The organism is Streptomyces sp. NBC_00045, assembly GCF_045041095.1.
GTDB lineage: Bacteria > Actinomycetota > Actinomycetes > Streptomycetales > Streptomycetaceae > Streptomyces.
In genome coordinates, this window is the sequence record NZ_CP108271.1 from 5459635 (window position 1) to 5486048 (window position 26414).

27 protein-coding genes are annotated in these 26414 nt (G+C 70.2%); 18 read left to right on the forward strand and 9 right to left on the reverse strand.

Annotated elements, in window-relative coordinates; translation table 11 throughout:
- Positions 1-113: 113 nt before the first annotated feature.
- The 11 genes from OHA65_RS25785 to OHA65_RS25835 all read left to right on the forward strand — a co-directional run bounded on the left by OHA65_RS25785 (position 114) and on the right by OHA65_RS25835 (position 10122).
- Positions 114-1436, forward strand: coding sequence for an MraY family glycosyltransferase (locus tag OHA65_RS25785; protein WP_327285491.1), 1323 nt, complete (start codon positions 114-116; stop codon positions 1434-1436).
- A gap of 283 nt (positions 1437-1719) precedes the next feature.
- Positions 1720-2157 (forward strand): hypothetical protein, encoded by a 438-nt coding sequence (locus tag OHA65_RS25790; protein WP_048476400.1) that lies wholly within the window; start codon positions 1720-1722, stop codon positions 2155-2157.
- 210 nt (positions 2158-2367) lie between these two features.
- Positions 2368-3207, forward strand: coding sequence for a F0F1 ATP synthase subunit A (atpB, locus tag OHA65_RS25795; protein ID WP_328765234.1), 840 nt, complete (start codon positions 2368-2370; stop codon positions 3205-3207).
- A 76-nt stretch (positions 3208-3283) separates the two neighbouring features.
- Entirely contained in the window at positions 3284-3517 is a 234-nt protein-coding gene (gene atpE, locus OHA65_RS25800; RefSeq protein WP_030857147.1) for an ATP synthase F0 subunit C, read from the forward strand.
- Between the two features lie 43 nt (positions 3518-3560).
- Entirely contained in the window at positions 3561-4100 is a 540-nt protein-coding gene (locus tag OHA65_RS25805) for a F0F1 ATP synthase subunit B (protein ID WP_327285492.1), read from the forward strand.
- Positions 4097-4912 (forward strand): F0F1 ATP synthase subunit delta, encoded by an 816-nt coding sequence (locus tag OHA65_RS25810; protein WP_328763732.1) that lies wholly within the window; start codon positions 4097-4099, stop codon positions 4910-4912. The genes OHA65_RS25805 and OHA65_RS25810 overlap by 4 nt, the downstream gene beginning before the upstream one ends.
- A gap of 129 nt (positions 4913-5041) precedes the next feature.
- Positions 5042-6637 carry a F0F1 ATP synthase subunit alpha gene (gene atpA / locus OHA65_RS25815; RefSeq protein WP_327285494.1) on the forward strand — a complete coding sequence of 532 codons (1596 nt, stop codon included), beginning with the start codon at positions 5042-5044 and terminating at the stop codon, positions 6635-6637.
- A gap of 20 nt (positions 6638-6657) precedes the next feature.
- The gene (locus OHA65_RS25820; protein ID WP_327285495.1) at positions 6658-7575 is read left to right on the forward strand and encodes a F0F1 ATP synthase subunit gamma; all 918 of its coding nucleotides are present in this window, start codon (positions 6658-6660) and stop codon (positions 7573-7575) included.
- A complete protein-coding gene (gene atpD, locus OHA65_RS25825) occupies positions 7575-9017 on the forward strand; it encodes a F0F1 ATP synthase subunit beta (RefSeq protein WP_327285496.1) in 1443 nt (480 codons plus the stop codon). Before OHA65_RS25820 ends, atpD begins: the two co-directional genes overlap by 1 nt.
- A gap of 128 nt (positions 9018-9145) precedes the next feature.
- The gene (locus OHA65_RS25830) at positions 9146-9520 is read left to right on the forward strand and encodes a F0F1 ATP synthase subunit epsilon (RefSeq protein ID WP_008738187.1); all 375 of its coding nucleotides are present in this window, start codon (positions 9146-9148) and stop codon (positions 9518-9520) included.
- Between the two features lie 155 nt (positions 9521-9675).
- A complete protein-coding gene (locus OHA65_RS25835; RefSeq protein ID WP_327285497.1) occupies positions 9676-10122 on the forward strand; it encodes a DUF2550 domain-containing protein in 447 nt (148 codons plus the stop codon).
- Positions 10123-10277: 155 nt separating this feature from the next.
- Here the strand turns inward: OHA65_RS25835 and OHA65_RS25840 are convergent, their stop codons facing one another.
- From OHA65_RS25840 to OHA65_RS25850, 3 genes are all read right to left on the reverse strand, one after another.
- The gene (locus OHA65_RS25840; RefSeq protein WP_371646932.1) at positions 10278-12101 is read right to left on the reverse strand and encodes a glycosyl hydrolase family 18 protein; all 1824 of its coding nucleotides are present in this window, start codon (positions 12099-12101) and stop codon (positions 10278-10280) included.
- A 215-nt stretch (positions 12102-12316) separates the two neighbouring features.
- Positions 12317-12970 carry a response regulator transcription factor gene (locus OHA65_RS25845; protein ID WP_327285498.1) on the reverse strand — a complete coding sequence of 218 codons (654 nt, stop codon included), beginning with the start codon at positions 12968-12970 and terminating at the stop codon, positions 12317-12319.
- Entirely contained in the window at positions 12967-14187 is a 1221-nt protein-coding gene (locus OHA65_RS25850) for a sensor histidine kinase (protein ID WP_371644857.1), read from the reverse strand. Before OHA65_RS25850 ends, OHA65_RS25845 begins: the two co-directional genes overlap by 4 nt.
- 189 nt (positions 14188-14376) lie before the next feature.
- On the opposite strand from OHA65_RS25850, the gene OHA65_RS25855 reads away from it, so the two are divergent.
- On the forward strand, positions 14377-14952 hold the full coding sequence (locus OHA65_RS25855; RefSeq protein ID WP_371644859.1) for a hypothetical protein: 576 nt from the start codon (positions 14377-14379) through the stop codon (positions 14950-14952).
- 8 nt (positions 14953-14960) lie between these two features.
- Here the strand turns inward: OHA65_RS25855 and OHA65_RS25860 are convergent, their stop codons facing one another.
- Complete coding sequence (locus OHA65_RS25860; RefSeq protein WP_328763736.1) at positions 14961-15533, reverse strand: cob(I)yrinic acid a,c-diamide adenosyltransferase; 573 nt, start codon at positions 15531-15533, stop codon at positions 14961-14963.
- Positions 15534-15949: 416 nt separating this feature from the next.
- Between OHA65_RS25860 and OHA65_RS25865 the strand changes: the two genes are divergently transcribed.
- The 4 genes from OHA65_RS25865 to OHA65_RS25880 all read left to right on the forward strand — a co-directional run bounded on the left by OHA65_RS25865 (position 15950) and on the right by OHA65_RS25880 (position 20286).
- A complete protein-coding gene (locus tag OHA65_RS25865) occupies positions 15950-16111 on the forward strand; it encodes a hypothetical protein (RefSeq protein WP_405756789.1) in 162 nt (53 codons plus the stop codon).
- A gap of 158 nt (positions 16112-16269) precedes the next feature.
- Positions 16270-17118: a 3-hydroxyacyl-CoA dehydrogenase family protein gene (locus tag OHA65_RS25870; protein ID WP_327285503.1), complete on the forward strand. Its 849-nt coding sequence runs from the start codon at positions 16270-16272 to the stop codon at positions 17116-17118.
- Positions 17119-17320: 202 nt separating this feature from the next.
- Entirely contained in the window at positions 17321-17644 is a 324-nt protein-coding gene (locus OHA65_RS25875; RefSeq protein ID WP_030153791.1) for an STAS domain-containing protein, read from the forward strand.
- Positions 17645-17838: 194 nt separating this feature from the next.
- On the forward strand, positions 17839-20286 hold the full coding sequence (locus tag OHA65_RS25880) for an ATP-binding protein (protein WP_405756792.1): 2448 nt from the start codon (positions 17839-17841) through the stop codon (positions 20284-20286).
- Between the two features lie 129 nt (positions 20287-20415).
- On the opposite strand, the gene nucS is transcribed toward OHA65_RS25880, so the two are convergent.
- Positions 20416-21087, reverse strand: coding sequence for an endonuclease NucS (nucS, locus tag OHA65_RS25885; protein WP_327285505.1), 672 nt, complete (start codon positions 21085-21087; stop codon positions 20416-20418).
- A gap of 220 nt (positions 21088-21307) precedes the next feature.
- Between nucS and OHA65_RS25890 the strand changes: the two genes are divergently transcribed.
- On the forward strand, positions 21308-21700 hold the full coding sequence (locus tag OHA65_RS25890) for an SCO5389 family protein (protein ID WP_030153794.1): 393 nt from the start codon (positions 21308-21310) through the stop codon (positions 21698-21700).
- A gap of 148 nt (positions 21701-21848) precedes the next feature.
- On the opposite strand, the gene OHA65_RS25895 is transcribed toward OHA65_RS25890, so the two are convergent.
- Positions 21849-22868 (reverse strand): LLM class flavin-dependent oxidoreductase, encoded by a 1020-nt coding sequence (locus OHA65_RS25895; RefSeq protein WP_329314572.1) that lies wholly within the window; start codon positions 22866-22868, stop codon positions 21849-21851.
- A 251-nt stretch (positions 22869-23119) separates the two neighbouring features.
- On the opposite strand from OHA65_RS25895, the gene OHA65_RS25900 reads away from it, so the two are divergent.
- The gene (locus OHA65_RS25900) at positions 23120-23479 is read left to right on the forward strand and encodes an ATP/GTP-binding protein (protein WP_327285507.1); all 360 of its coding nucleotides are present in this window, start codon (positions 23120-23122) and stop codon (positions 23477-23479) included.
- 18 nt (positions 23480-23497) lie between these two features.
- Here the strand turns inward: OHA65_RS25900 and OHA65_RS25905 are convergent, their stop codons facing one another.
- From OHA65_RS25905 to OHA65_RS25915, 3 genes are all read right to left on the reverse strand, one after another.
- Positions 23498-24331 carry an ABC transporter permease gene (locus OHA65_RS25905; RefSeq protein ID WP_327285508.1) on the reverse strand — a complete coding sequence of 278 codons (834 nt, stop codon included), beginning with the start codon at positions 24329-24331 and terminating at the stop codon, positions 23498-23500.
- Positions 24328-25455 (reverse strand): ABC transporter ATP-binding protein, encoded by a 1128-nt coding sequence (locus OHA65_RS25910; protein WP_327285509.1) that lies wholly within the window; start codon positions 25453-25455, stop codon positions 24328-24330. Before OHA65_RS25910 ends, OHA65_RS25905 begins: the two co-directional genes overlap by 4 nt.
- 178 nt (positions 25456-25633) lie before the next feature.
- A complete protein-coding gene (locus OHA65_RS25915; RefSeq protein ID WP_327285784.1) occupies positions 25634-26413 on the reverse strand; it encodes an ABC transporter permease subunit in 780 nt (259 codons plus the stop codon).
- Between the last annotated feature and the right edge of the window lies 1 nt (position 26414).

Sequence of the window (26414 nt, forward strand, 5' to 3'; positions counted from 1 at the left end):
GTGCAAGCAGGGCGTACCGCAACCGCGGTAACGCCCCCTCGCGTCCTCGGTGAGGGGTACATCGCAGCTAATGTGTGGGGCTGAGATGGCCGGCGATACATCTGGGGCAGCCCGTGCGTGAATATCTGCTGACGCTTTGCGTCACGGTCGCGGTGACCTACTTGCTCACCGGGCCCGTGCGGAAGTTCGCGATCGCGGCCGGTGCGATGCCGGAGATCCGCGCCCGCGACGTGCACCGCGAGCCCACTCCGAGACTCGGCGGCATCGCCATGTTCGGCGGACTGTGCGCGGGGCTGCTGGTGGCGGACCACCTGCGCAACCTCAACGGCGTCTTCGAGCTGTCGAACGAACCGCGGGCGCTGCTCTCCGGAGCGGCGCTGATCTGGCTGATCGGCGTGCTCGACGACAAGTTCGAGATCGACGCCCTGATCAAGCTCGGCGCGCAGATGATCGCCGCCGGTGTGATGGTCATGCAGGGTCTGACGATGCTGTGGATCCCCGTCCCCGGCATCGGGACGGTCGCGCTGACCCAATGGCAGGGCAACCTGCTCACGGTGGCCCTCGTCGTGATCACCATCAACGCGGTGAACTTCGTGGACGGGCTCGACGGCCTGGCCGCCGGCATGGTCTGCATCGCCGCCACGGCGTTCTTCCTCTACTCGTACCGGATCTGGTTCGGCTACGGCATCGAGGCGGCAGCGCCCGCGACCCTCTTCGCCGCGATCCTGATGGGCATGTGCCTGGGCTTCCTGCCGCACAACATGCATCCGGCCCGGATCTTCATGGGCGATTCCGGATCGATGCTCATCGGCCTGGTGCTCGCCGCCTCCGCGATCTCGATCACCGGGCAGGTGGACCCGGACACCATGGCGCTGTTCGCCGGCGGTGAGCGCAACGCGACGCACGCGATGCTCCCGGTCTTCATTCCGCTTCTGCTCCCGCTGACGATCATCGCGATCCCGATGGCGGACCTGGTCCTGGCCATCGTGCGCCGCACCTGGAAGGGCCAGTCGCCCTTCGCGGCCGACCGCGGACACCTGCACCACCGACTGCTGGAACTCGGGCATTCGCACAGCCGCGCGGTGCTGATCATGTACTTCTGGTCAGGACTGATCGCCTTCGGCGCGGTGGCGTACTCGGTGCACTCGGCGTCGATGTGGATCGTGCTCGCGATCGTCGCGCTGAGCGCGGTGGGCCTGGTCCTCCTGCTCCTGCCGCGCTTCACCCCGCGCGCCCCGCGCTGGGCCGAGGGTCTGGTCCCGCCGCGCTACCGGCACGCGGAGCGCGCCGCCGAGGCGGCCGCCCAGGACGCCTCGGGCCGCGAGCCGGATCCCGCCCGTCAGATCAGGGTCGGCGTCTCGGGCGTCAACGGAGCGACCGCCGTAGGCCCCCGTTCGCGCTTCCCCGACCGGCGTAAGGCCGAGTCGACGCGCTGACGGCCGCGGTACATGTCGGACATGGAACGCCTTTACCACACACAACGACGGGTTGTCGCGCACACACGGGCGGGTTAGCTCTCATGTGTGACAGTCGGCACACTCCACAGGTAAAGCTCTCATCAAATAGTTTGTGATACCGTTCACTAAACCCGGCGACAGAGCCGAAGGACCGTAGTGCGACGGTCCATTGGCCCGAGGCTCGATCTCGGACCGGGCTTACGCTCGTCCCGTACGAGTCCGTACGAGTCCGTGCCCCCACCACCACGCGGAGCAACCCGCCATGCGGTCAGATGACGTCCGATCCCTCCTGCATGCCGCTGTACCCACAGCTGTCGCCGGCGCTCTCGCCGCCGTCATCAGCGCCGTGGTGGCAGGCGGCAAGGGGGCCCTTGGCGCTGTCATCGCGACGCTGCTGGTGATGCTGTTCATGGGCATCGGATTCGTCGTTCTGCAACGCACCGCGAAATCGCTGCCGCACTTGTTCCAGGCCATGGGGCTGATGCTCTACACGGCCCAGATCCTGCTGCTCTTCGTCTTTCTCGCCGTGTTCAAGAACACGACGCTGTTCAACCCCCGTGCATTCGCGATCACGCTCGTCGCCACCACCCTCGTGTGGATCGGTGCACAGACGCGTGCTCACATGAAGGCCAAGATCCTGTACGTCGAACCGGACTCGACAAAGGGCGACAAGCCCGAAAATTCGGGGCCGAAGTCGTGAGGGGTAGGGCCGGGATAAGTGAGCGTTCGAGATGCTGCTATCGTCCGGTTCCAACTGCGGCATTGCGGGCGCGGGCATCTGAGCTGACGCCTGTTCCATCGCGAGGCTCGATGCCTGATCGCCGCCCCCACACCCGTAACACCAGTCCAGTGCCGAACAGCGGCTGTGCGCCGCGCCGACACAACGAGGTTGCCGTACCTATGCGCCACGCTGAAGGAGCCCGCGGTGAGTGCTGACCTGACGCAGGTGCTCGCTTTCGAGACCGACTGTCACATCTTCGACGGATGTGGCTTCCCCGGTCCGGGCCTGCACTCGTTCCTCTTCGAGCCGCTGTGGGGCGAACCCGGCCTGACCAGTGTGTACTTCAACAAGCCGATGCTGCTGGCCCTCCTGGGCTCGCTGATCATCGTCGGTTTCTTCTGGGCCGCGTTCCGGAAGCCGAAGGTCGTTCCGGGCAAGCTTCAGATGGTCGCCGAGGCCGGTTACGACTTCGTGCGCCGCGGCATCGTGTACGAGACGCTGGGCAAGAAGGAGGGCGAGAAGTACGTCCCCTTCATGGTGTCGCTGTTCTTCTTCGTCTGGGTCCTGAACGTCTGGTCGATCGTCCCCGTGGCGCAGTTCCCGGTGACCGCGATCATCGCGTACCCGGCGATTCTCGCGCTGATCGTCTACGTCATCTGGATGTCGGTGACGTTCAAGCGTCACGGCTTCGTCGGCGGATTCAAGAACCTGACCGGCTACGACAAGTCGCTCGGCCCGGTCCTCCCGCTCGTCATGGTCATCGAGTTCTTCTCGAACGTCCTGGTCCGCCCGTTCACCCACGCGGTCCGACTGTTCGCGAACATGTTCGCGGGTCACACCCTGCTGCTGCTGTTCACCATCGCCAGCTGGTACCTGCTGAACGGGATCGGGATCGCCTACGCGGGCGTCTCTTTCATCATGGTCGTCGTGATGACGGCCTTCGAGCTCTTCATCCAGGCTGTCCAGGCCTACGTCTTCGTGCTGCTGGCCTGCAGCTTCATCCAGGGCGCGCTCGCCGAGCACCACTGAGTCCGGCCCTCCCCCAAACCCCCTGTCGTCCGGTGGCCAACCCCCACCGGTCCGTGAAAGAGAAGGAAGAACTGGCATGTCCCAGATCCTCGCTGCCGCCGAAGGCGTCACCGGTTCCCTCAGCTCCGTTGGTTACGGTCTCGCGGCCATCGGCCCGGGTGTCGGCGTCGGCATCATCTTCGGTAACGGCACGCAGGCTCTCGCCCGTCAGCCCGAGGCTGCCGGTCTGATCCGCGCCAACCAGATCCTCGGCTTCGCCTTCTGTGAGGCGCTCGCCCTCATCGGTCTGGTCATGCCGTTCGTCTACTAAGACGAGCCACGACCACTAGTCCGATTAGACGAAAGGCACTGATGTGAACCTCCTGGTTCTCGCGGCTGAGACGGAAAACCCGCTCTTCCCGCCGATCCCCGAGCTCGTCATCGGTCTGATCGCCTTCGTCATCGTCTTCGGTTTCCTCGCGAAGAAGCTCCTCCCGAACATCAACAAGGTTCTGGACGAGCGCCGCGAGCAGATCGAGGGCGGTATCGAGAAGGCTGAGGCCGCTCAGACCGAGGCCCAGAGCGTGCTGGAGCAGTACAAGGCCCAGCTCGCCGAAGCCCGGCACGAGGCCGCGCGCCTGCGCCAGGAAGCGCTGGAGCAGGGCACTGCGCTCAAGGAAGAACTGCGCGCAGAGGGCCAGCGGCAGCGTGAGGAGATCATCGCTGCCGGCCACGCCCAGATCGAGGCCGACCGCAAGGCCGCCTCTCAGGCGCTGCGCCAGGACGTCGGCAAGCTCGCCACCGACCTGGCCGGCAAGCTCGTCGGGGAGTCCCTTGAGGACGCCGCCCGGCAGAGCCGCACGATCGACCGCTTCCTCAGCGAGCTTGAGGAGAAGGCCGAGGCGGCCCGATGAACGGAGCGAGCCGCGAGGCGCTGGCCTCCGCGCGCGAGCGTCTCGACGCGCTGACGGACAACACGTCCGTCGACGTGGCGAAGCTCGCCGGCGAGCTGGCAGCCGTCACCGCGCTGCTCGACCGTGAGGTCTCGCTGCGTCGGGTCATCACGGACCCGGCGCAGTCCGGCGAGGCCAAGGCCGAGCTGGTACGCCGGCTGCTGGGCGCCCAGGTCGGCGGGGAGACCCTCGACCTGGTGTCGGGCATGGCCCGGTCCCGCTGGTCGCAGTCCCGCGACCTGGTGGACTCGCTTGAGGAGCTGGCGGCCACCGCCGACCTCACGGCGGCCCAGCAGGCCGGTGGACTGGACGAGGTCGAGGACGAGCTGTTCCGCTTCGGCCGGATCGTCGCCTCGAACACCGAGCTGCGCGCCGCGCTGACCGACCGGGCGGCCACCGCCTCCGCGAAGAGCGCGCTGCTGAGCAGCCTGCTCGGCGGCAAGGCGAACGCCGTCACCGAGCGTCTGGTCACGCGTCTCGTCACGCACCCGCGTGGACGTAGCCTGGAAGCGGGACTGGAGTCCCTCTCCAAGCTCGCCGCCGAGCGCCGTGACCGCATGGTCGCCACCGTGACCACCGCGGTTCCGCTCAGCGACGTGCAGAGGCAGCGTCTCGGCGCGGTGCTGGCCAAGCTGTACGGCCGCCAGATGCACCTGAACCTCGACGTGGACCCCGCGGTCCTCGGCGGGATCTCGGTGCGGGTCGGCGACGAGGTCATCGACGGCACCATCGCGGACCGCCTCGCCGAGGCGTCCCGCCGCATGGCCGGCTGACCAGCCACCAATAGAACAACGCATTCCTAGCGGCCCGGTTGGGCCGTGCAGAACTTGCAGAAGATTCCTGGGGGTCGCCCCCAGACCCCTAAGAAGCTTCAGGCCCAACAAGGAGAGCAGGGAACCCAGATGGCGGAGCTCACGATCCGGCCGGAGGAGATCCGGGACGCACTGGAGAACTTTGTCCAGTCGTACCAGCCGGACGCGGCCTCGCGCGAGGAGGTCGGAACGGTCAGCGTTGCCGGCGACGGCATCGCGAAGGTGGAGGGCCTGCCCTCCGCCATGGCGAACGAGCTGCTGAAGTTCGAGGACGGCACCCTCGGTCTCGCCCTCAACCTTGAGGAGCGCGAGATCGGTGCGATCGTCCTCGGCGAGTTCAGCGGTATCGAGGAGGGCCAGCCGGTGCAGCGCACCGGTGAGGTTCTCTCCGTAGGTGTCGGCGAGGGCTACCTCGGCCGTGTTGTCGACCCGCTCGGCAACCCGATCGACGGCCTCGGCGAGATCGCGACCGAAGGCCGTCGCGCCCTCGAACTGCAGGCCCCGGGCGTCATGGTCCGTAAGTCGGTGCACGAGCCCATGCAGACCGGCTACAAGGCCGTCGACGCGATGGTGCCGATCGGCCGTGGCCAGCGTCAGCTGATCATTGGTGACCGTCAGACCGGCAAGACCGCTCTGGCCGTCGACACGATCATCAACCAGCGCGACAACTGGCGCTCGGGCGACGTGAACAAGCAGGTCCGCTGCATCTACGTCGCCATCGGCCAGAAGGGCTCGACCATCGCGTCCGTTCGCGGCGCCCTGGAAGAGGCCGGCGCGCTGGAGTACACGACGATCGTCGCCGCCCCGGCGTCCGACCCGGCCGGCTTCAAGTACCTGGCGCCGTACACCGGCTCCGCCATCGGCCAGCACTGGATGTACGCCGGCAAGCACGTCCTGATCATCTTCGATGACCTGTCGAAGCAGGCCGACGCCTACCGCGCCGTGTCGCTGCTGCTGCGCCGCCCGCCGGGCCGTGAGGCCTACCCGGGTGACGTCTTCTACTTGCACTCGCGTCTGCTGGAGCGCTGCGCCAAGCTCTCCGACGAGATGGGTGCCGGTTCGATGACCGGTCTGCCGATCGTCGAGACCAAGGCGAACGACGTGTCGGCGTTCATCCCGACCAACGTCATCTCCATCACCGACGGCCAGTGCTTCCTGGAGTCCGACCTGTTCAACGCGGGCCAGCGCCCGGCGCTGAACGTCGGTATCTCGGTCTCCCGCGTCGGTGGTTCCGCGCAGCACAAGGCCATGAAGCAGGTTTCCGGCCGTCTCCGCGTGGACCTCGCCCAGTACCGCGAGCTGGAGGCGTTCGCCGCCTTCGGTTCCGACCTGGACGCCGCGTCGAAGAACTCGCTGGAGCGCGGCAAGCGCATGGTCGAGCTGCTGAAGCAGGGCCAGTACCAGCCGATGCCCGTCGAGGAGCAGGTCGTCTCCGTCTGGGCCGGCACCACCGGCAAGATGGACGACGTTCCGGTGGCCGACATCCGTCGCTTCGAGTCGGAGCTTCTGGAGCACCTGCGCCGCGAGCGCAAGGACCTCCTGACCTCCATCGCCGAGGGCGGCAAGATGTCGGACGACACGCTGACCTCGATCGCTGACGCCATCGCTGCCTTCAAGCAGCAGTTCGAGACCTCGGACGGCAAGCTCCTGGGCGAGGACGCGCCGGCCGTCAACGTCTCCAAGTGACGACGGAAGGGACCTGACTCATGGGAGCGCAGCTCCGGGTCTACAAGCGTCGCATCCGTGCCGTCACGGCGACCAAGAAGATCACCAAGGCGATGGAGATGATCGCCGCCTCGCGCATCGTCAAGGCGCAGCGCAAGGTGGCGGCATCGATGCCGTACGCGACCGAGCTCACCCGTGCGGTGACCGCGGTGGCGACCGGCTCGAACAACAAGCACGCCCTGACCACCGAGGTCGAGGCGCCGACCCGCGCCGCGGTCCTGCTCATCACGAGCGACCGCGGTCTGGCCGGCGGCTACTCCTCGAACGCCATCAAGCAGGCGGAGCGGCTCACCGAGCGGCTGCGTGCTGAGGGCAAGGACGTCGATGCCTACATCGTCGGCCGCAAGGGTGTCGCCTACTACGGCTTCCGCGAGCGCAAGGTCGCGGACTCGTGGACCGGCTTCACCGACAGCCCGGCTTACGCCGACGCCAAGCGCGTCGCGGCGCCCCTGATCGAGGCCATCCAGCTGGACACGGCCGAGGGCGGCGTCGACGAGCTGCACATCGTCTACACGGAATTCGTGTCGATGATGACGCAGAACGCGGTGGACGGCCGGATGCTGCCGCTCAGCCTCGACAAGGTTCAGGAAGAGACCGGCACGAAGGGCGAGATCCTTCCGCTGTTCGACTTCGAGCCGTCGGCGGAGGACGTCCTCGACGCCCTGCTGCCGCGCTACGTCGAGAGCCGTATTTACAACGCACTGCTGCAGTCGGCTGCCTCCGAGCACGCCGCCCGCCGCCGCGCGATGAAGTCGGCGACCGACAACGCCGGAGACCTCATCAAGAGCCTCTCCCGGCTTGCCAACGCGGCCCGCCAGGCCGAAATCACCCAGGAAATCAGCGAGATCGTCGGTGGCGCGAGCGCCATGGCTGACGCGACCGCGGGGAGTGACAAGTAATGACGACCACTGTTGAGACGGCCGCCGCCACGGGCCGCGTCGCCCGGGTCATCGGCCCGGTCGTCGACGTGGAGTTCCCCGTCGACGCCATGCCCGAGATCTACAACGCCCTCAAGGTCCAGGTCGCAGACCCGGCCGAGGACGGCAAGCTCAAGACCCTGACCCTTGAGGTCGCGCAGCACCTGGGTGACGGCATGGTCCGCACCATCTCGATGCAGCCGACCGACGGTCTGGTCCGCCAGGCCGCGGTGACCGACACGGGCGAGGGCATCACCGTCCCCGTCGGTGACTTCACCAAGGGCAAGGTGTTCAACACCCTGGGCGAGGTGCTCAACTACCCCGAGGCGAACGCCGAGGTCACCGAGCGCTGGCCGATCCACCGCAAGGCCCCGAACTTCGACGAGCTTGAGTCGAAGACCGAGATGTTCGAGACCGGCGTCAAGGTCATCGACCTTCTCACCCCGTACGTCAAGGGTGGAAAGATCGGTCTGTTCGGTGGTGCCGGTGTCGGCAAGACCGTTCTGATCCAGGAAATGATCTACCGCGTCGCCAACAACCACGACGGTGTGTCGGTGTTCGCGGGCGTCGGTGAGCGTACCCGTGAGGGCAACGACCTCATCGAGGAGATGGGTGACTCGGGCGTCATCGACAAGACCGCCCTCGTCTTCGGCCAGATGGACGAGCCGCCGGGCACGCGTCTTCGCGTCGCGCTCGCCGGTCTGACCATGGCGGAGTACTTCCGCGATGTTCAGAAGCAGGACGTGCTCTTCTTCATCGACAACATCTTCCGGTACACCCAGGCCGGTTCCGAGGTGTCGACCCTGCTCGGCCGCATGCCCTCCGCGGTGGGTTACCAGCCGAACCTGGCCGACGAGATGGGTCTCCTCCAGGAGCGCATCACCTCGACCCGTGGTCACTCGATCACCTCGATGCAGGCGATCTACGTCCCCGCGGACGACCTGACCGACCCGGCGCCGGCGACCACCTTCGCCCACCTCGACGCGACGACGGTTCTCTCCCGTCCGATCTCCGAGAAGGGCATCTACCCGGCCGTGGACCCGCTGGACTCGACGTCCCGCATCCTCGACCCGCGGTACATCGCGGCGGACCACTACGCGGCCGCCATGCGTGTCAAGGGGATCCTGCAGAAGTACAAGGACCTCCAGGACATCATCGCGATCCTCGGTATCGACGAGCTGGGCGAGGAGGACAAGCTCGTTGTCCACCGTGCCCGTCGCGTCGAGCGCTTCCTGTCGCAGAACACCCACGTCGCCAAGCAGTTCACCGGCGTGGACGGTTCGGACGTTCCGCTCGACGAGTCGATCACCGCGTTCAACGCGATCTGCGACGGTGACTACGACCACTTCCCCGAGCAGGCGTTCTTCATGTGCGGTGGCATCGAGGACCTCAAGGCCAACGCCAAGGAGCTGGGCGTCTCCTGAAGCCGCGCTCCTCATGAGCACAGCTGATTGACGGAGAGGGGCGGGTGTGTCCCGTCCCTCTCCCCACGCCCATTAGAATTTGACCCAACACCCGGCTGACCCGCCGGGTGGTGACCCGAGGAGCCACCTTGGCTGCTGAGCTGCACGTCGAGCTGGTCGCGGCGGACCGCAATGTCTGGTCCGGCGAGGCCACCCTGGTCGTCGCCCGCACCACGTCCGGCGACATCGGCGTCATGCCCGGTCACCAGCCGCTTCTCGGTGTGCTGGAATCGGGCCCGGTGACCATCCGTACCAGCGAAGGCAACACTGTCGTCGCAGCGGTGCACGGCGGATTCATCTCGTTCGCGGACAACAAGCTGTCCCTGCTTGCCGAGATCGCCGAGCTCGCCGACGAGATTGACGTCCAGCGGGCGGAGCGGGCACTGGAGCGCGCGAAGTCGGAGGCCGATGCGGCCGCCGAGCGTCGCGCCGATGTCCGACTGCGCGCGGTCACGGGGCACTGAGCCCCGTACCGAACTGGTTTGAGACCTCAGCCGCGGTCCGTTCTGGAATTTTCCAGACCGGGTCGCGGCTGAGGCAATGTACGTCCGCCCCCAGACTTGTCTGGTGATGGGCGGAGTCGTGTGCGGTATCTCGATGAGCGAGGAGGTCGGTGAAGATGCTCCTCGCTCTGCTTGTGAGCGGCCTGGTCGTAGCCCTGGTGGTGATCGGGCTGTTTGTCTTCGGCCTTCGCCGCAGACTCATCCAGCGTTCCGGCGGGACCTTCGACTGCAGCCTGCGCTGGGGTGTCTCCGAGGAACCCGACATCTCCGGCAAGGGCTGGGTGTACGGGGTCGCCCGCTACAGCGGTGACCGCATCGAGTGGTTCCGCGTCTTCTCGTACTCCCCGCGCCCGCGCCGGCTGCTGGAGCGCTCTTCCATCGAGGTGGTCGCCCGCCGCGCCCCCGAGGGCGAGGAGGAGCTGGCCCTGCTGTCCGACGCCGTCGTCCTCTGCTGTCTCCACCGCGGGACCCGCCTGGAGCTGGCGATGAGCGAGGACGCGCTGACGGGTTTCCTGGCCTGGCTGGAGGCGGCGCCTCCGGGGCAGAGGGTGAACGTGGCCTGAGGGCCGGCGGCGTTTGCCGTCCCCGTCGGACGGAGTCCGGCGGGAAGGCCCCGGGGCCGAGCCGTGCGAGTGGCGCGTGGCGAAGAGAAGCCGGGGAGCCGGGGGGCGGACCCCGGCTCCCCGGCTTCGTCGTTCACCGGGCCGGCAGGTGGGGGCTACTGGAGACCGGTGTGGATCGCCTGGGCGAGTTCGCCGTTCGCCGTGTCGCCGCTGAACTCCCAGAAGAAGGCGCCCCTGAGGCCCTGCTGCTTGGTCCAGTTCATCTTTCCGGCGATGGTGGCGGGGGTGTCGTAGCTCCACCAGTTGCTGCCGCACTTGGCGTAGGCCGTGCCGGCGACGGTGCCGTTGGCCGGGCAGCTGCCCTTGAGCACCTTGTAGTCCTCGATGCCCTGCTCGTACGTGCCGGGGGCGGGCCCGGTGGCGGTGCCGCCGGGGGCGTCCTGGGTGACGCCGGTCCAGCCGCGGCCGTAGAAGCCGATCCCGAGGTTGAGCTTGGAGCCCGCGATCCCCTTGCCCTTGAGCTTGGTGATCGCGGCCTCGGAGTTGAAGCCGGCGATCGGGATGCCCGCGTACGAGGTGAGCGGGGAGTGCGGGGCGGTCGGGCCCTTGGCGTCCCACGCGCCGAAGAAGTCGTACGTCATGACGTTGTAGAAGTCGACGTACGGGGAGGCGCCCGCGTAGTCGGCGAGGTCGAGCTTGCCGCCGTTGGAGCCGTCCGCGGAGATCGCGGCGGTCACCAGGTTGCTGCCGCCGAACTTGGTGCGCAGCGCGGACAGGACGTTCTTGAGGGAGGCGGCGCCGCTGGTGTCGCAGGACAGGCCGCAGGCGTTGGGGTACTCCCAGTCGATGTCGATGCCGTCGAAGACGTCCGCCCAGCGCGGGTCCTCGACCAGGCTGTAGCAGGAGTCGGCGAAGGCGGCCGGGTTGGCCGCGGCCTGGCCGAAGCCGCCGGACCAGGTCCAGCCGCCGAAGGACCACAACACCTTGATGTTCGGGTACTTGGCCTTGAGCTTGCGCAGCTGGTTGAAGTTGCCGCGCAGCGGCTGGTCCCAGGTGTCGGCGACGCCGTCGACGCTCTGGTCGGCGGTGTACGCCTTGTCGTAGTCGGCGTAGGAGTCACCGATGGTGCACTTGCCGCCCTGGACGTTGCCGAACGCGTAGTTGATGTGGGTGATCTTCGCGGCGGAGCCGGAGGTGACCAGGTTCTTCACGTGGTAGTTGCGCTGGTAGACGCCCCAGTCGGTGAAGTAGCCGAGCTTGACCTTGCCGCCCGGGTCCGGGGGAGTGGTGCCGCCGCCGGTCGTGGTGACCGAGAGGGATCCGGAGGCCGGGCCGCTCTGGTCCGCGGTGTCGCGGGCGATGACGCCGTACGTGTACGTCGTGCCCTTGGTCAGGCCGGAGTCGGTCCAGCTCGTACCGGTGACGGTCGCGACCTTGGTGCCGCCGCGGTAGACGTCGTAGTTCTTGACGCCCTTGTCGTCCGTTGCCGCGGCCCAGCCGATGGTCAGCGAGGTGTCGGTGACGCCGCTCGCGGTGGGGGTGCCGGGCGCCGACGGCGGGCTGTCGGTGGGGGTCGTGCCGCCGTCGCAGGAGCCGCCGTTGACCTTGCAGCCGCTCGGGGCGCCGGGGCCGGCGCCGTTGAAGCCGAAGCTGATGGTGGCACCGGGGGCGAGGGTGCCGTTCCAGCCGACGTTCTTGCCGGTCCAGTGGGCGCCGGAGCTGGTGACGGTGGCGTCCCAGGCGGAGGTGACCGTCGTACCCGAGGGGTAGTCCCATTCCACGGTCCAGCTCGTGAGGGTGGTGGTGCCGGTGTTCTTCACCGTCCACTTGCCCTCGAAGCCGGTTCCCCAGTCGGAGACCTTCGTGTAGGTGGCCGTCGCGGAGGCGGCGGCCTCGGCGGGACCCGCCAGGGCCACGAGTCCGGCGACGGGCAGGGCGAGGGCGGCCACGGTCGCGGCGAGCCTTCTGAACAGACGGATGCGGGGTGGGGGTGCTGTGCTCAAGGGTGCTCCTCCGTAGGTCCGTCGTGGCCGTGGGGCCGGCTACGACATGGGGGTGGGACCTGCGCCGCCCGTGAGCACGCTTGTCATGGCACGCTCACCACAGTTGCCGCGAGCCTAGAAAGGTCTGGACCAACCGTCAAGAGGTCCAGACCTCCACCGGACCCTCGCCCCCGCTCCGCTCAAGTGCCGCACTAGAGGCCCAACTCCTGTGCCAACACGGCCGCTTGGAGCCGACTGCGCAGCCCCAGCTTCCCCAGCAGCCTGCTGACGTGCGTCTTCACCGTCGCCTCCGCCATCTCCAGCCGCACCGCGATCTCCGCGTTCGACAGCCCCTCTCCCAGACACCCGAACACCTCCCGCTCCCGCCGCGTCAGCGAGTCCACCGCCGCGGCCGTCTCCGGAGCCACCGCGGCCTTCAGCGGCCGCGGAGCCGCGAACTCGGCGATCAGCCGCCGGGTCACCGACGGGGCGATCAGGCCCTCCCCGCGCGCGACCGTCCGTACCGCCCCGATCAGCTCGGCCGCGTCCGCGTCCTTCAACAGGAAGCCCGCCGCCCCCGCACGCAGGGCGCCGAACACGTACTCGTCCAGGTCGAAGGTGGTCAGCACCAGCACATCGGCCAGCCCCTCCGCGACCACCTGGCGGGTCGCCGACACCCCGTCGAGCCGCGGCATCTGCACGTCCATGAGGACGAGATCCGGCCGCAGCTCCCGCGCCGTCCGCACCGCCTCCTCGCCGTCCGCCGCTTCGCCCACGACCTCGATGTCGCCCGCGCTGCGCAGGATCAGCACCAGCCCGGCCCGTACCGCGCTCTGGTCCTCGGCCACCACGACCCGGATGCTCATCCGGCCACCGCCTTCTCCTCAGCGGGCAGCTCCGCCCGCACCAACCAAACCGATCCCGCCCGGCCCGCCGAGAACTCCCCGCCCAACAGCTCGGTCCGTTCCCGCATGCCGACCAGCCCCGCTCCCGAGCCGGGGGCGCGGGGGCCCGGCCGGTCTCCGTACGGGGATTCCACGCGTACGGTCAGCAGCCCGTCCGCGCGCGTCACGCGGACCCGGACCGTGCCCGGGACGGCGTGCTTGAGGGCGTTCGTCAGCGACTCCTGGACGATCCGGTACGCCGCCAGCTCCACCGGGGCCGGCAGCGGCTCCCCGGGCAGCAGGCCGCCCTGGAGCACGAAGTCCAGCCCGCTCGCGGCCCCGTTGACCCGGGCCTGCCCCAGCAGGGCGTCGAGCGCAGCGAGGGACGGCGTGGCGACCGCCTCCTGGTCCGCGCCCGCGTCCCGCAGCAGCCCGATCAGGCGGCGCATTTCGGCCAGCCCCTGCACGCTGTTCTCCCGGATCACCCCGAGGGCCTCCCGGCTCGTCGCGGGGGAGTCGATCGACAGCGCGGCCGTGGAGTGGATGGCGATGGCGGACAGGTGGTTGGCCACCATGTCGTGCAGCTCGCGGGCCATCCGGGCCCGCTCGGCGACGACGGCCTGACTGCGGTCCATCTCGGCCAGCAGCGCGGTCTGCTCGGCGCGCAGCCGGGCGGCCTCGGCGGCCTCGCGGTGGTTGCGCAGGGTGGCACCGGTCAGGGCCGGGCCGAAGCACACGATGCCGGTGATCACACCGATCATCAGCGACTGCGGGGTGCGCAGCCAGGCCACGGACGCGACGGTGACGGCGATGGTGACCAGGCCGGTGTGGACCGGGAGGCGCCGGGCCATGGCGGGTTTGCCGTAGACGACGGCCGCGTACATCAGGTCCGTGAAGACCAGAACGGTGGCCAGATTGCCCACGGTGAACTGGTCGGCGATCACCCCGACGGTGCCGACGGCCAGCGTGACGCGCGGCGCGGTGCGGCGCAGCAGCTCCATCGGGCCGAGCGCGAGGAGCGGGACCAGGGCCGCCCAGGCGGGGAAGAAGTGCCGGTCGCTCGTGTTGTAGATGCCGAGCGACCACAGCAGCAGGCCCGAGAGCACGCTGACCACCGCGAGGAGGACGTCGTCGCGGTGGGGGCGGAAGATCCGGGCGTGCGCGGGCGTGTGCGCGGTCGGGGTGGTGGTCGGGGTCACGGTTCCATCCAACAGGGTGCGGGAGGTCCCGGCCTCGGTACCGGGGCTGAGACGGGCGGGGTCGGCACTACACCGAAGGATGCAGTCACGGTTCGTCAGCGGCGACGACGAAGCGGCCCGCACCCGGCGCCAGGCTGGATGCAGTGGTCGCCGGTCGTCGGCGGCCGGCCGTCGTGGAAGGGGAATCCGGTGCTCGTCGCCCTGATCATCGCCTGTGAGATCGGCTTCTGGGTGCTGCTGGCCGGCGGACTGGCCCTGCGCTACCTCGCGAAGATGCCCCGGCTCGGGGCGGCGGTCCTGCTGTGCGAGCCGTTGCTGGAGCTCGCCCTGCTGGTGGTCACCACCCTGGACCTCAAGAACGGCGGCGAGCCGAGCTGGACGCACGGCCTGGCCGCCCTGTACATCGGCTACAGCGTCGGCTACGGCCACTACACCGTGCAGTGGCTCGACCGGCACGCGGCGCACCGCTTCGGAGGGGGCCCGAAACCGCCCGGACCGACGTACGGGAAGGCCAGGGCGGTCCACGAGTGGAAGCTGTGGATCCGCACCCTGGCCGGCGTCGCCGTCGCGCTCGGACTGCTCCAGGGCGCGATCTGGTACGTGGGCGACGCGGCCGACACCGGCGGCCTACAGGCCTGGCAGTTCGCCGCCCTGCGGGTGCTCGGCATCCAGGCCGTCATCGCCGCCACGTACACGATCTGGCCGCGCAAGCCCCCGGCGGCGCAGCCGCAGGAGGAGCCGGCCGCGGCCGGGCGCGAGCGCTAGCCCTAGCTCTAGCGCTCGCCGCCGGGCACCCAGAGGACGTCGCCGAGCTCCTTGTTGGCCGTACGGGCGAGGATGAAGAGGAGGTCGGAGAGGCGGTTCAGGTAGGTGGCGGTCAGCGGGTTCATCACCTCGCCGTGCACCTCCAGGGCCGCCCAGGTGGAGCGCTCGGCGCGCCGGACCACCGTGCAGGCCTGGTGCAGCAGGGCCGCGCCGGGGGTGCCGCCGGGGAGGATGAAGCTGCGCAGCTTCTCCAGCCGCTCGTTGAAGAGGTCGCAGTCCGCTTCGAGCTTGTCGACGTAGAACTGCTCGACGCGCAGCGGCGGGTACTCGGGGTTCTCGACGACCGGGGTGCACAGGTCGGCGCCGACGTCGAACAGGTCGTTCTGCACCCGAACCAGGACCTTCACGACATCCTCGGGCAGGCTGCCGAGGGCGATCGCCGTGCCGATGGCCGCGTTGGCCTCGTTGGCGTCGGCGTACGCGGAGATCCGCAGATCGGTCTTGGCCGTGCGGCTCATGTCGCCGAGCGCGGTCGTGCCCTTGTCGCCGGTGCGGGTGTAGATGCGCGTGAGGTTCACCATGCGGCCAGCGTAGTGAGGCCCGCCGGTAAATCGCACGCGGTGGCGCTCCCGTGCCCGGTACCGTCCACCGCCGGCCCCTGAAATGGGAGCAGGAGGGCGCAGAGGTGATGGTTTGACCGAGATGTTCGGAATCTGGCAGTGAGCCGAACTGGCCGCGGCCGTCGGGGCGGGGCGCGCGGCGGTGGCAGCAGGGGACGTCGGGGCGGCCCGGCGTCCGCGCTCCTTCCTGCGCGGCCGGGCCGACCTCGCGGCCGGGGACCCGCCCTGGCCGTGGGCGCCGCGGCCCGCCGAACGGGACGCCCTGGTCCGGGACTACGCGAAGGACCTGCTGGGCGCGGAGCTCCCGCCGGGGGAGTCGAACCTGCACGACGTGGGCTGGGCGCGGTTCCGTCCGGAGGGGATCTCCAGGCGGTCCAGTGCCCGGCTGGAGGGCGACACGAGGGCCCCGGGAGGGCCTCCGCCACCTCGCGGGCCGGGCCGCCGTGGCGCTGGAATCCGGGGACCTCGCGGCCGCCGAGCGGGACATGGCCCGCATCCGGGAGCTGGAGGAGGCGTACGTCGATCCGGGCGATCGGTGAACTGGACGGCCGGGCCGAGGGGCTGAGCCGTACCGGTGTGATGTCCGTCAGTTGAGACGTGACGCGTGTTACTTCGCGGTCACACGAACCCCCGCGAGCGCTAGTCTCCGCCGGAGAGGCTACGAAGCTGGGCCGTATGGAAGAACGTGGGGTGTGCAGTGGCTGGGAAGCTCGCCGTCATCGGTGCCGGACTTATGGGTTCCGGAATTGCTCAGGTCTCCGCTCAGGCGGGGTGGGACGTCGTTCTGCGTGATGTCACCGACGCCGCGCTGACCCGCGGCACCGACGGCATCAAGGCCTCGTACGACAAGTTCGTCTCCAAGGGCAAGATGACGGCCGAGGACGCCGAGGCCGCGCTCGCCCGCATCAAGACGACCACTGACCTCGACGCGGTCGCCGACGTCGACATCGTCGTCGAGGCCGTCTTCGAGAAGCTTGAGGTCAAGCACGAGATCTTCCGCGCGCTCGACAAGCTCGTCCGGGACGACGCGATCCTCGCGTCCAACACCTCCGCCATCCCGATCACCAAGATCGCGGCCGTGACGGAGCGTCCGGAGCGGGTCGTCGGCGCGCACTTCTTCTCGCCCGTCCCGATGATGCAGCTCTGCGAGCTCGTCCGCGGCTACAAGACGAGCGACGAGACCCTCGCGGCCACGCGCGCGTTCGCCGAGTCCGTCGGCAAGACCTGCATCGTCGTCAACCGCGACGTCGCCGGTTTCGTGACGACCCGTCTGATCTCCGCCCTGATCGTGGAAGCCGCGAAGCTGTACGAATCGGGTGTGGCCTCCGCCGAGGACATCGACATCGCCTGCAAGCTCGGCTTCGGCCACGCCATGGGACCGCTGGCCACCGCCGACCTCACGGGCGTCGACATCCTGCTGCACGCCACCAGCAACATCTACACCGAGTCCCAGGACGAGAAGTTCGCGCCGCCGGAGCTCATGCGCCGCATGGTGGACGCCGGCGACTTCGGACGCAAGAGCGGGCAGGGCTTCTACAAGCACTGAGCCGCCGAGCCGCGAGCGGCGTCCGATATGCGGGCGCCCGTTCGAATACCTGCACCCGCACGGGTGAATTAGGTATCGGTTCGCTCACGGTCGGCAACTTCCCTGCCCGCACGGCAGTCAGTTGCAGTGAGAGTTGCCGACCACGGACCAGTCGGATCCTTTCCCTCGGATCCCCACGTACCCAGGACTGCCGGGAGCACATATGCACATCAGGGGCGACCACGCCGAACTCGCTGTCGGGGGCCGCCTCGACGTGCGCAGCGCGGCGGACGCCCGTACGGCCCTCCACACCGCGCTCGACGACGGCCACGGCGACCTCGTGCTGGACCTCACCGGGCTCGACTCCTGGGACGCGACCGGACTCGGCGTGATCATGGGAGCCCACCGGCGGGCCGGCCGGACCGGCCGCCGCCTCGTCCTGCGCGGAGTGCCGCCGCAGATGCAGCGCCTCCTCGTCGCCACCCGACTGCACCGCATCCTCGCGATCGAGGGCGGCCTGGAAGCGGAATCCCTCCCGCGGGTCTGACGCGGTCCACCGTCCACGCTTCCTGCGGAAACGTAACGGTCCGGTGGTGATGGCACCCCTGCGGTTCCCCGCACGACCGGGCACCGTCTAGGGTTCGGGCGGAAACCGGACCCGTAGCGACAGCGGAATGTGCGAAGGCCGGACGGTACGACACGACGGCGATTGGCGCAGAGCGCGACCGGGGGGACCAGTACATGGACCGCACGCAGGGGCAGCCCGAACCGATGGAGCGGCCCGCGGCGGTGCCCGCGACGTCCGGGACTTCGGGGGCACCCGCACCGGCGGCCCCCGCCCCCGTCGCACGGATCGTGACCCTCACCACCGGGGACTTCACCCTGACCGTGAACCCCGTCGACGGCAGCGAGATCGAGCCGCGCCGGCCCGGCACCGGCGGCACCGCCCCCGCCAAGCGCGGCGCGGCCGACCGCATCGCCCGTGACGCCGCTGCGCGGCCGCCCGTCCTGCCCGGACCCGCCGTCCCCACCCCGCCGCTGCTCGCCCGCGACGAGGAACGGGAGCGGCTCGTACGGCTGCTGGGCCGCGGCCGCTCCGTACGGCTGACCGGACCCGCCGGGTCCGGCCGCACCGCCCTCCTCGACGCGGTCGCCGCCGCGTGCGCGGGGCTGGCGCCCGACGGTGTCGTACGGCTCAGCGGATACGGGCACCAGCAGCCCGGCGAGCTGCTTCACGCGCTGTACGCCGCCGTGTACGAGGCCTCCGTGGAGCGCCCCGATCGGACCCAACTCCTCACCCGCGTACGAGACATCGGCGCCATCGTGCTCCTCGACGACCTGGAGATGGGTGGCGCCCCCCTCGACGAGCTGCTCCGCGCCACTCCCGAATGCGCCTACCTGCTGGCCACCACCCCCGACACCCGCGCCCCCTCCGACGACTCGCACCTCGAAGAGGTCTTCCTCGGCGGCCTCGGCCGGGCCGAGTGCCTGGAACTCCTCGAAACGGGCACGGGGCGGCCGCTGACCGAGGAGGAGACCGCCTGGGCGGGAGACCTGCGGTTCGCCTCCGAGGGGCTGCCGCTGCGCTTCGTCCAGGCGGCCGCCCTGCTGCGCCAGCGCGACGAGCGCAACCTCGCCGCGTCCGACGACGAGGACGACGAACCCGGCGTCTTCGAAGAGCGGCAGCGGAACGCGGCGTTCACGCCCCTGCCGACCCTGGCCGAGGGCGCGGCCCCCGCCGAGCTGCTGGCCTCCCGGGTCAGCGAGTCGGCGCGGGCGGCGCTGCGGATCGCCTGCGCGCTCGGCGGCGAACTGCCGCACCACGCCCACCTGCCCGCCCTCGTGGGGGACACCCATGCCGACGCGGCGGTCGCCGAACTGCTCGGCTGCGGACTGCTCACCCCGGTCGGCACGCGCTACCGGCTGGCCGCCGGGGTCGCACGGCAGCTGGAGGAGGCCGGGTTCGGGGACACCGAGGCGGAGGAGGCCCGTACGGCCGCCCGCCACTACGCCTGGTGGACCGGACACGCCTCGGTGACCCCGGAGCGGGTCGCGGCGGAAGCCGACGCCGTGCTGGCGGCGCTGGCCGGTGCCGATGTGGTGGCCGCCGTACTGCTCGCCCGGACCGCGGCCCCGGCGTTCGCGGCCTCCCGGCACTGGGAGGCCTGGGAACGGGTGCTGCGCTCCGGTGCGGAGGCCGCGCGCAAGGCGGGAGAGGTCGCGGAGCAGGCGTACTTCCACCACGAACTCGGCGTACTCGCGCTATGCGAGGGGCGCCTGGACCGGGCGCGGGCCGAACTGGAGGCCTCCATAGGCCTGCGGGGCGCGCTCGCCGACAAGCGGGGCACGGTGGCGGGGCGCAGGGCGCTCGCACTGGTCACGGACCGCGAGAAGGCGGGCGTGGAGGTGTCGCCGCCGCTGCGGCTGGAGGCGCCGGTGGCTGCGGCTGACGCGGTGACGGCGGTGGTGCCGGCGGTGGCCGCGACCGCGAAGACCCCCGCGCTCCCTGCACTCCCCGCGTTCCCCGCACTCCCCGCGGCCCCTGCGGCTTCCGCCGCTCCCACGACCCCGATGGCGCCCGTCGTGCCGGTGATCGGGCGGCCGACGGCGGCGCCGACGACGTTGTCGGAGGTGTTCGAGGATGCGTTCCCCCTCGACCCGAAGCCGACGGTGGCCGCCGCGCCGGCCGCGCCCTCGGCCCCGCCGGCGCCGCGTGCGCGGACGCTGCGCAAGCCGGTGGTGTTGGCGGCGGCGGGGGCCCTGGCAGCGGTCGTGCTGGGCACGGTGGTGGGCCTGGCGCTGACGGGCTCGGACGACGCCGAGACCCCCGCGGGCGGTACCGGAGGTCCGGCGGCGTCGTCGACGCCTACGCCTGGGCAGGGCGTGCCGAACACGAGCGGGAACGATCCTGCACCGGACCCGGGGACCCCGGCCCCCGACGCCTCGGAGCCGGTCGCCCCGGAAGCGGGCTCCAGCCCGGACCCGAACCAGCCGTCCCGCACCCCGTCCCGCAAGCCGCAGACCCCGGCGACGCGCACCCCGGCGACGACGAACCCGAAGCCGCCGACCTCGGACCCGGACCCGGACCCGACCCCCCCCACGACGACTCCGCCTGCGACCCCTACTCCGACTCCGACCCCCACGCCGACGCCGACGGCGGGCCCGGTCGGCAGCCCGACGGCCACGTAGTCACGGCTCCCGGGGGCCCGATCGCACGCGCGCGCCCGGCCGCGGGGCCGGCCCCGGACACGGCGACGCCCCGAAGGCCGGCGGGCCCGGAAGCGGCCGGCGTTCGAGGCGTCGAGGGGCGGGGAGCCGTCAGAACAGGCGGAGTTTGTCGTCTTCGATACCGCGCAGGGCGTTGTAGTCCAGGACCACGCAGTCCATCCCGCGGTCCGTGGCCAGAACACGGGCCTGGGGCTTGATCTCCTGGGCCGCGAACACACCGCGCACCGGTGCGAGGTGCGGGTCGCGGTTCAGGAGCTCCAGGTAGCGGGTCAGCTGCTCGACGCCGTCGATCTCGCCGCGCCGCTTGATCTCCACGGCCACCGTCCCGCCGGAGGCGTCCCTGCACAGGATGTCCACCGGCCCGATCGCCGTCATGTACTCGCGCCGGATCAGCGTGTAGCCCTCGCCCAGGGTGTCGATCCGGTCGGCCAGCAGTTCCTGCAGGTGTGCCTCGACGCCGTCCTTGATCAGGCCCGGGTCGATCCCCAGCTCGTGGGAGGAGTCGTGGAGGACTTCCTCCATGGTGATGATGAGTTTCTCGCCCGCCTTGTTGACGACCGTCCAGACGCCGGCCTCATCGCCGCTCCCCTCTTTGAGGGTGCACGGGGGCGACATCCAGTTGAGCGGTTTGTACGCCCGGTCGTCCGCGTGGATCGAGACACTGCCGTCGGCCTTCACGAGGATCAGACGGGGTGCCGAGGGCAGATGGGCGGTGAGCCGGCCCGCGTAGTCGACGGAGCAGCGGGCAATGACGAGACGCATGGTCGGCAACGCTACTCGACGAGAAGGCCTCCACGCGATTCGCCCCCGAAAGCCCCGTTCGCGGATGGCGCGTTGTATGCGCATTCTCCTGGTGCGGCACCCACGGGGCGCCTACCGTGGTGAGCGGGAGGTTGCGGAGCGTGCACTCTGCGTCGCGGTCTCCTTCCCTGCCCGTAAGACTCCGGCAACCCAAACGGCCGGGGTCGCGAGAGGAGAACCCATGTCGCTCGACGTCTCACCGGCCCTACTCGAACAGGCCGAGCGAGGCGAGGTCGACGAAGCCGCTTTCGTCGACTGCGTCCGGACCTCCCTGCCCTTCGCGTGGGAGATGATCAGCTCGCTGGTGGCCCAGCTGAAGGTGGACGGCGGAGAGTTCGCCGACAACCAAACGCCGCCGCCCGACGAGCAGGCGCGTGGCCAGCTTCTGCGTGCCCTCGCGAGTGACGCGATACGTGGTGCGCTGCAGCGGCACTTCGGGGTGCGCCTGGCGTTCCAGAACTGCCACCGTGTGGCCGTGTTCCCGCTGGATCCTTCCTCGGACGACCGGCTCGCCAAGTTCACTTCGATCCGTGGCCAGCTGCTCAACCAGTCGCCCGAGCTCCGGGACTGCTGACCGTACGCCCCGCACCACCCGCACGACCGCGTTCGACCCGCACGACATGCACGGCCCGCACGATCCGCAAGAACCGCACCATCCGCTCGACCGTACTCCGCTGCCGCTCCGTATCGCGGGAGGTACCACTGATACCGGAGCGGCAGCCTCAGCCGAGGCGGGGCAGGACCTCGTCGCCGAGGCGCCGTACGTTCTCCTCCGTCGAGGCGAGATCGCCGGACCCCTCGGACATCAGGGCGAACCGCGTGATGCCCGTCCGCTCCGCCGTGGCCGCCAGCCGGTCCGCCGCGAGCCGCGGGGTGCCCACGGGGTGCAGATCGCAGAGCAGCTCCGTGTAGGCGACGGGGTCCCGCATCGCGCGTGCCCGGCCGTCCACGGTCACGTGTGCGTCCAGCCCCTGCTTCAGCCAGCCCGGCATCGCCTTCAACAAGGCCTCCCGGGCGTCCACCGTGCGGTCCGCCAGCTGGCACACGCCCGCCGAAACGTGCGGGGCGTCCGGGCAGTGGCCCGCGGCCGCGGCCGTACGCCGGTACAGCGCGACCATCGCCGCCTTCTCCTCGTCCCCGCAGTGCATGCCCAGCAGCATCGGCAGCCCCCGCTCGGCGGCCAGCAGCACCGACGCGGGGGAGGTGCAGGCGACGATCACTTCCGGCCCTGATCCGTCCCCGTCCAGCGCCTCCGACGGGCGGGGTACGACGGCCACCTCGCGGAACCCGTACCGCTCGCCGGCGGCCGCTACCCGCGGCTCGGTCAGCCAGCGCCGCAGCAGGTCGAGGTCTTGCGGGAATTCCTTCTCGTAGGCGCCCAGGCCTCCGCCGAACACTTCCAGGTCCACCCAGGGCCCGCCCCGGCCCACCCCCAGGGTGAACCGGCCGCCCGAGGTCAGGTGCAACAGTGCCGCCTGCTCCCCGAGGGCCACCGGATGCGTGCTCGGCAGCACGCTCACCGCCGTGCCCACCCGCAGCCGCCGGGTCCGCCCCAGCAGCAGGGCCGCCAGGGTCACCGCCGACGGGCAGACCCCGTACGGGACGAAATGGTGCTCTGCGAGCCAGACCGAGTCCAGCCCGGCCTCCTCGGCCACCTCCGCCGTCCGCACCGCCCGGTGCAGCGCCTCCCCCTGCCCCTGGCCCGGGAACTGGGCCGCCAGTACAAACGCTCCTACGCGCATCGCCTTTACCCTCCTCGTGGCTGACGCGGCCTCCCCCAGGTGGACCGGTTTCCTCTTTTGGCAACAACGTCTGACACGTGCCAAAGGCACGGCCTGACAGGAAAGTTATTGGGATAGTCAGGCCAGTCGACGCCATGGCAGCGGCGTCGGCTCCGTCAGCCGGCCTCTGTCAGCCACCCTGCGGGTACCCGGCCTCGCTGCGCGTAGTCTTGGGAGAAAGTCACTGCCGTCCGCCCATCCGTGAGGTATACGTGTCACCGCGCCACAACCGCCCCAGGGGCGGCGGGAATCCAGCCGACCGCCCGGAAGCCGGTTCGGGATCTGGTTCGGGGTCCGGTTCGGGAGGCCTGGACCGGTTCGGTCTGGAACGGACCGAGGAGTACCAGGGCGAGGAGTGGAAGGTCCGGCACGTCGCGGGCGCGAGCGCGGTGGGCAAGCGCTACCGCTGCCCGGGCTGTGACCAGGAGATCCCCTCGGGCACCCCGCACCTGGTGGCTTGGCCGGAGTACGGCGGCGTGGACGACCGCCGGCACTGGCACAAGGCCTGCTGGAACGCGAAGGACCGCCGCACCTCACGGGTGCAGCGGTCCAGGAACGCCCCCAAGTACTAGGTCTCGCGGAGCGGCGGATCAGACGTCGCGGCGGCCGACCACCACGTACGAGCCCGCCACCGAGGCGCCCGTCACCAGCAGGATCAGCAGCAGATGGGCCGGGTTGCCGGGCACGTTCCCGGTGTCGGCGTTCGGCAGGCCGAACAGTTGCATGAGGGCGACCGGGGCGTTGTACCGCAGGATGGTGCTGCCGAGCGGGGCCATGGTCTCCCACATGCTGAGCATCCCCCCTATCACCGGCGGCAGCGTGACCAGGCCCAGCATCACGGCGATCGCCCCGGCGGAGTGCCGCAGCATCGCCCCGACGGCGAGGGAGAGCACCCCGAGCATGGTGACGTAGAAGCAGCCGGCCATCGCGTGGGCCCATTCGCCGCCGCCGTGCCGTCCGGAGGCCGTGCCGCCCCGCAGGATCGCGGAGGACAGCCCCACCACCACCACCGAGCCGGCGACGGACAGGAAGGCGACGGTGGCGAAGACGAGGTACTTCGCGGTCAGCACCCGCGCCCGGTCGGGGGCGGCGGTGAACGTCGTACGGATCATGCCCGTGCCGTACTCGGAGGTGATCGTCAGGACGCCGAGCACCATCACGGAGATCTGCCCCACCAGCAGCCCGAACAACGCGGGCGCCGTGAGCGGCACCTCCTGGTAGTCCGTGGTCCGGGTCTCGGCGACGGCCAGCACCCCGATGCCGACGACGAGCAGCACCATCGAGCCGAGCGTCCACACGGTGGACCGCACCGAGATCATCTTCGTCCACTCCGAGGCCACGGCGTGCCCGAGGTGCGGGCGGGGCGTCGGCAGGGGCGAGGTGTAGCCCTTCGGCTGCTCCGCGGTGCTCGTGGGGCCGGTCATCGGGTGTCCTTGCGGGGGTCCGTCGGGGTGTTCTGGGCGGTGCCGGCGAGCTCACCGGGGCTGGCGGGCATCAGGAAGGGCTGCCCGCCCGCTCCGGGCGGAGGGGGAGCGAAGAATCCGTTCTGCGGCACCTGCGGCGCGGGGAGCTCGTCCTCCCAGGCGGGCAGGCTCAGCGGCTCGGGCTCCCACAGCTCGTTGCGCGGGTCGTCGGTGGAGCCGAACTCCACGGACGGCTGGGTCATCCGCATGTAGGCCTCCTCCAACGAGGCCCGGTGCGGGGACAGCTCCCACAGCCGTACGCCGGCCCCGTGCGCGAGGTCGGAGATCCGGGGCAGCTCCAGGCCGGTCACGCGCAGTGCGCCGTCGGGCTCCTGGAGCACCCGGCCGCCCGCCCCGATCAGGGCCGCACCCAGTGCATCCCGGCCATCGTGATCATTGTCGGCCGCGCGCACCCGCGCGAATCCGGCCGAGTTGTGCGCGATGAATTCCTGGGTGCCCATGTCGGCCAGCAGCCGCCCGCGGCCGATCACGACGAGGTGGTCGGCGGTCAGCGCCATCTCGCTCATCAGGTGTGAGGAGACGAACACGGTGCGGCCTTCGGCGGCGAGGCGGCGCATGAGGGTGCGGACCCAGAGGATGCCCTCGGGGTCGAGCCCGTTGACCGGCTCGTCGAAGAGGAGCACCTGGGGGTCGCCGAGGAGCGCGGCGGCGATGCCGAGCCGCTGGCCCATGCCGAGCGAGAAGCCCTTCGTGCGCTGCTTGGCGACGTCCTGGAGGCCGACGACGGCCAGCACCTCGTCCACCCGCTTCTCGGGGATGCCGGAGAGCTGGGCGAGGGACAGCAGGTGCCTGCGGGCCCGGCGGCCGCCGTGCACGGCCTTGGCGTCGAGCAGGGCCCCGACGTGCCGCTGGGCGTTGGGCAGCTGACGGAAGGGCATGCCGTTGATGGTCACGGTGCCGGCCGTGGGCCGGTCCAGGCCGAGGATCATGCGCATGGTGGTGGACTTCCCGGAGCCGTTGGGCCCCAGGAATCCCGTCACGTGACCGGGCCTGACCTGGAAGGACAGCTGGTCGACGGCGGTCTTGGCGCCGTAGCGCTTGGTCAGGCCGACTGCCTCGATCATTGCTCTGCCCCTTGCCAGGACCGGACGGCTTTCGTCCGCGTAAGGGTTAAGAGGATATCGAGTCGCCTACGGTTCCACCCCGCACCGGATCCCTGAGCTGTCCCTGAATCCGACCCGGGGATGACCCGTAGTACGCGGGACGTCCGTCCCAGGGGGACGTCCCGCGTACCCGTGTCCGTCAGGCGTCGCGCTTCTTCAGCACCAGGTAGCCCCCGAGTACCGAGGCCAGGACCCACAGCGCCATGATCCCGAAGCCGCCCCACGGACTGTAGGGGGCTTCACTGCTGTCCATCGCACCGGGAACCACCTGCATGATCTTGGAGCCCGCCTGGTCCGGGAAGTACTGGGCGACCTTCCGGGTGGCGCTGACCGCCCCGAGGATCGTCGAGACCAGGAAGAAGAACGGCATCAGGATGCCGAGCGACAGCATCGAGCTGCGCAGGATGGTGGCCACGCCCATCGAGAACAGCGCGATCATGGCCATGTAGAGGCCGGCGCCGATCACGGCGCGCAGGACGTTCGGCGCGTCGATGCCGATGCTGCGGTCGCCCAGGATGGCCTGTCCCAGGAAGAAGGACAGGAAGCTGGTGACGAGGCCCACGGCCAGCGCGAGACCGGTGGCCACGATGAGCTTGCCGGCGAGGAAGCTCGCACGGCGCGGTACGGCGGCCAGCGAGGTGCGGATCATGCCCGAGCTGTACTCGGTGCCGACCACCAGCACACCGAAGACGATCATGGCGAGCTGGCCGAGGGTCATGCCGGCGAAGCTGGCCAGGGTCGGGTCGAAGGTGACCTGCTGCTCCTTCGGCATGTCGTTGAAGGTGGCGTTGAAGACCGCGCACAGGCCGGCGCTGACGCCGACCGTGACCACCAGTGCGGCGACCAGGGTCCAGATGGTGGAGGCGACGGTGCGGATCTTGGTCCACTCGGACCGGAGGACGGCGGGGAAGGAGTACATG

What these genes read in the sequence shown, in the direction of transcription:
- OHA65_RS25790 (WP_048476400.1), top strand. Translation starts at nt 1,720, where the DNA reads ATGCGGTCAGATGACGTCCGATCCCTCCTGCATGCCGCTGTACCCACA.
- atpE (WP_030857147.1), top strand. Translation starts at nt 3,284, where the DNA reads ATGTCCCAGATCCTCGCTGCCGCCGAAGGCGTCACCGGTTCCCTCAGC.
- OHA65_RS25810 (WP_328763732.1), top strand. Translation starts at nt 4,097, where the DNA reads ATGAACGGAGCGAGCCGCGAGGCGCTGGCCTCCGCGCGCGAGCGTCTC.
- atpA (WP_327285494.1), top strand. Translation starts at nt 5,042, where the DNA reads ATGGCGGAGCTCACGATCCGGCCGGAGGAGATCCGGGACGCACTGGAG.
- OHA65_RS25820 (WP_327285495.1), top strand. Translation starts at nt 6,658, where the DNA reads ATGGGAGCGCAGCTCCGGGTCTACAAGCGTCGCATCCGTGCCGTCACG.
- atpD (WP_327285496.1), top strand. Translation starts at nt 7,575, where the DNA reads ATGACGACCACTGTTGAGACGGCCGCCGCCACGGGCCGCGTCGCCCGG.
- OHA65_RS25835 (WP_327285497.1), top strand. Translation starts at nt 9,676, where the DNA reads ATGCTCCTCGCTCTGCTTGTGAGCGGCCTGGTCGTAGCCCTGGTGGTG.
- OHA65_RS25845 (WP_327285498.1), bottom strand. Translation starts at nt 12,970, where the DNA reads ATGAGCATCCGGGTCGTGGTGGCCGAGGACCAGAGCGCGGTACGGGCC.
- OHA65_RS25860 (WP_328763736.1), bottom strand. Translation starts at nt 15,533, where the DNA reads ATGGTGAACCTCACGCGCATCTACACCCGCACCGGCGACAAGGGCACG.
- OHA65_RS25875 (WP_030153791.1), top strand. Translation starts at nt 17,321, where the DNA reads ATGCACATCAGGGGCGACCACGCCGAACTCGCTGTCGGGGGCCGCCTC.
- OHA65_RS25880 (WP_405756792.1), top strand. Translation starts at nt 17,839, where the DNA reads ATGGACCGCACGCAGGGGCAGCCCGAACCGATGGAGCGGCCCGCGGCG.
- nucS (WP_327285505.1), bottom strand. Translation starts at nt 21,087, where the DNA reads ATGCGTCTCGTCATTGCCCGCTGCTCCGTCGACTACGCGGGCCGGCTC.
- OHA65_RS25890 (WP_030153794.1), top strand. Translation starts at nt 21,308, where the DNA reads ATGTCGCTCGACGTCTCACCGGCCCTACTCGAACAGGCCGAGCGAGGC.
- OHA65_RS25895 (WP_329314572.1), bottom strand. Translation starts at nt 22,868, where the DNA reads ATGCGCGTAGGAGCGTTTGTACTGGCGGCCCAGTTCCCGGGCCAGGGG.
- OHA65_RS25905 (WP_327285508.1), bottom strand. Translation starts at nt 24,331, where the DNA reads ATGACCGGCCCCACGAGCACCGCGGAGCAGCCGAAGGGCTACACCTCG.
- OHA65_RS25910 (WP_327285509.1), bottom strand. Translation starts at nt 25,455, where the DNA reads ATGATCGAGGCAGTCGGCCTGACCAAGCGCTACGGCGCCAAGACCGCC.
- OHA65_RS25915 (WP_327285784.1), bottom strand. Translation starts at nt 26,413, where the DNA reads ATGTACTCCTTCCCCGCCGTCCTCCGGTCCGAGTGGACCAAGATCCGC.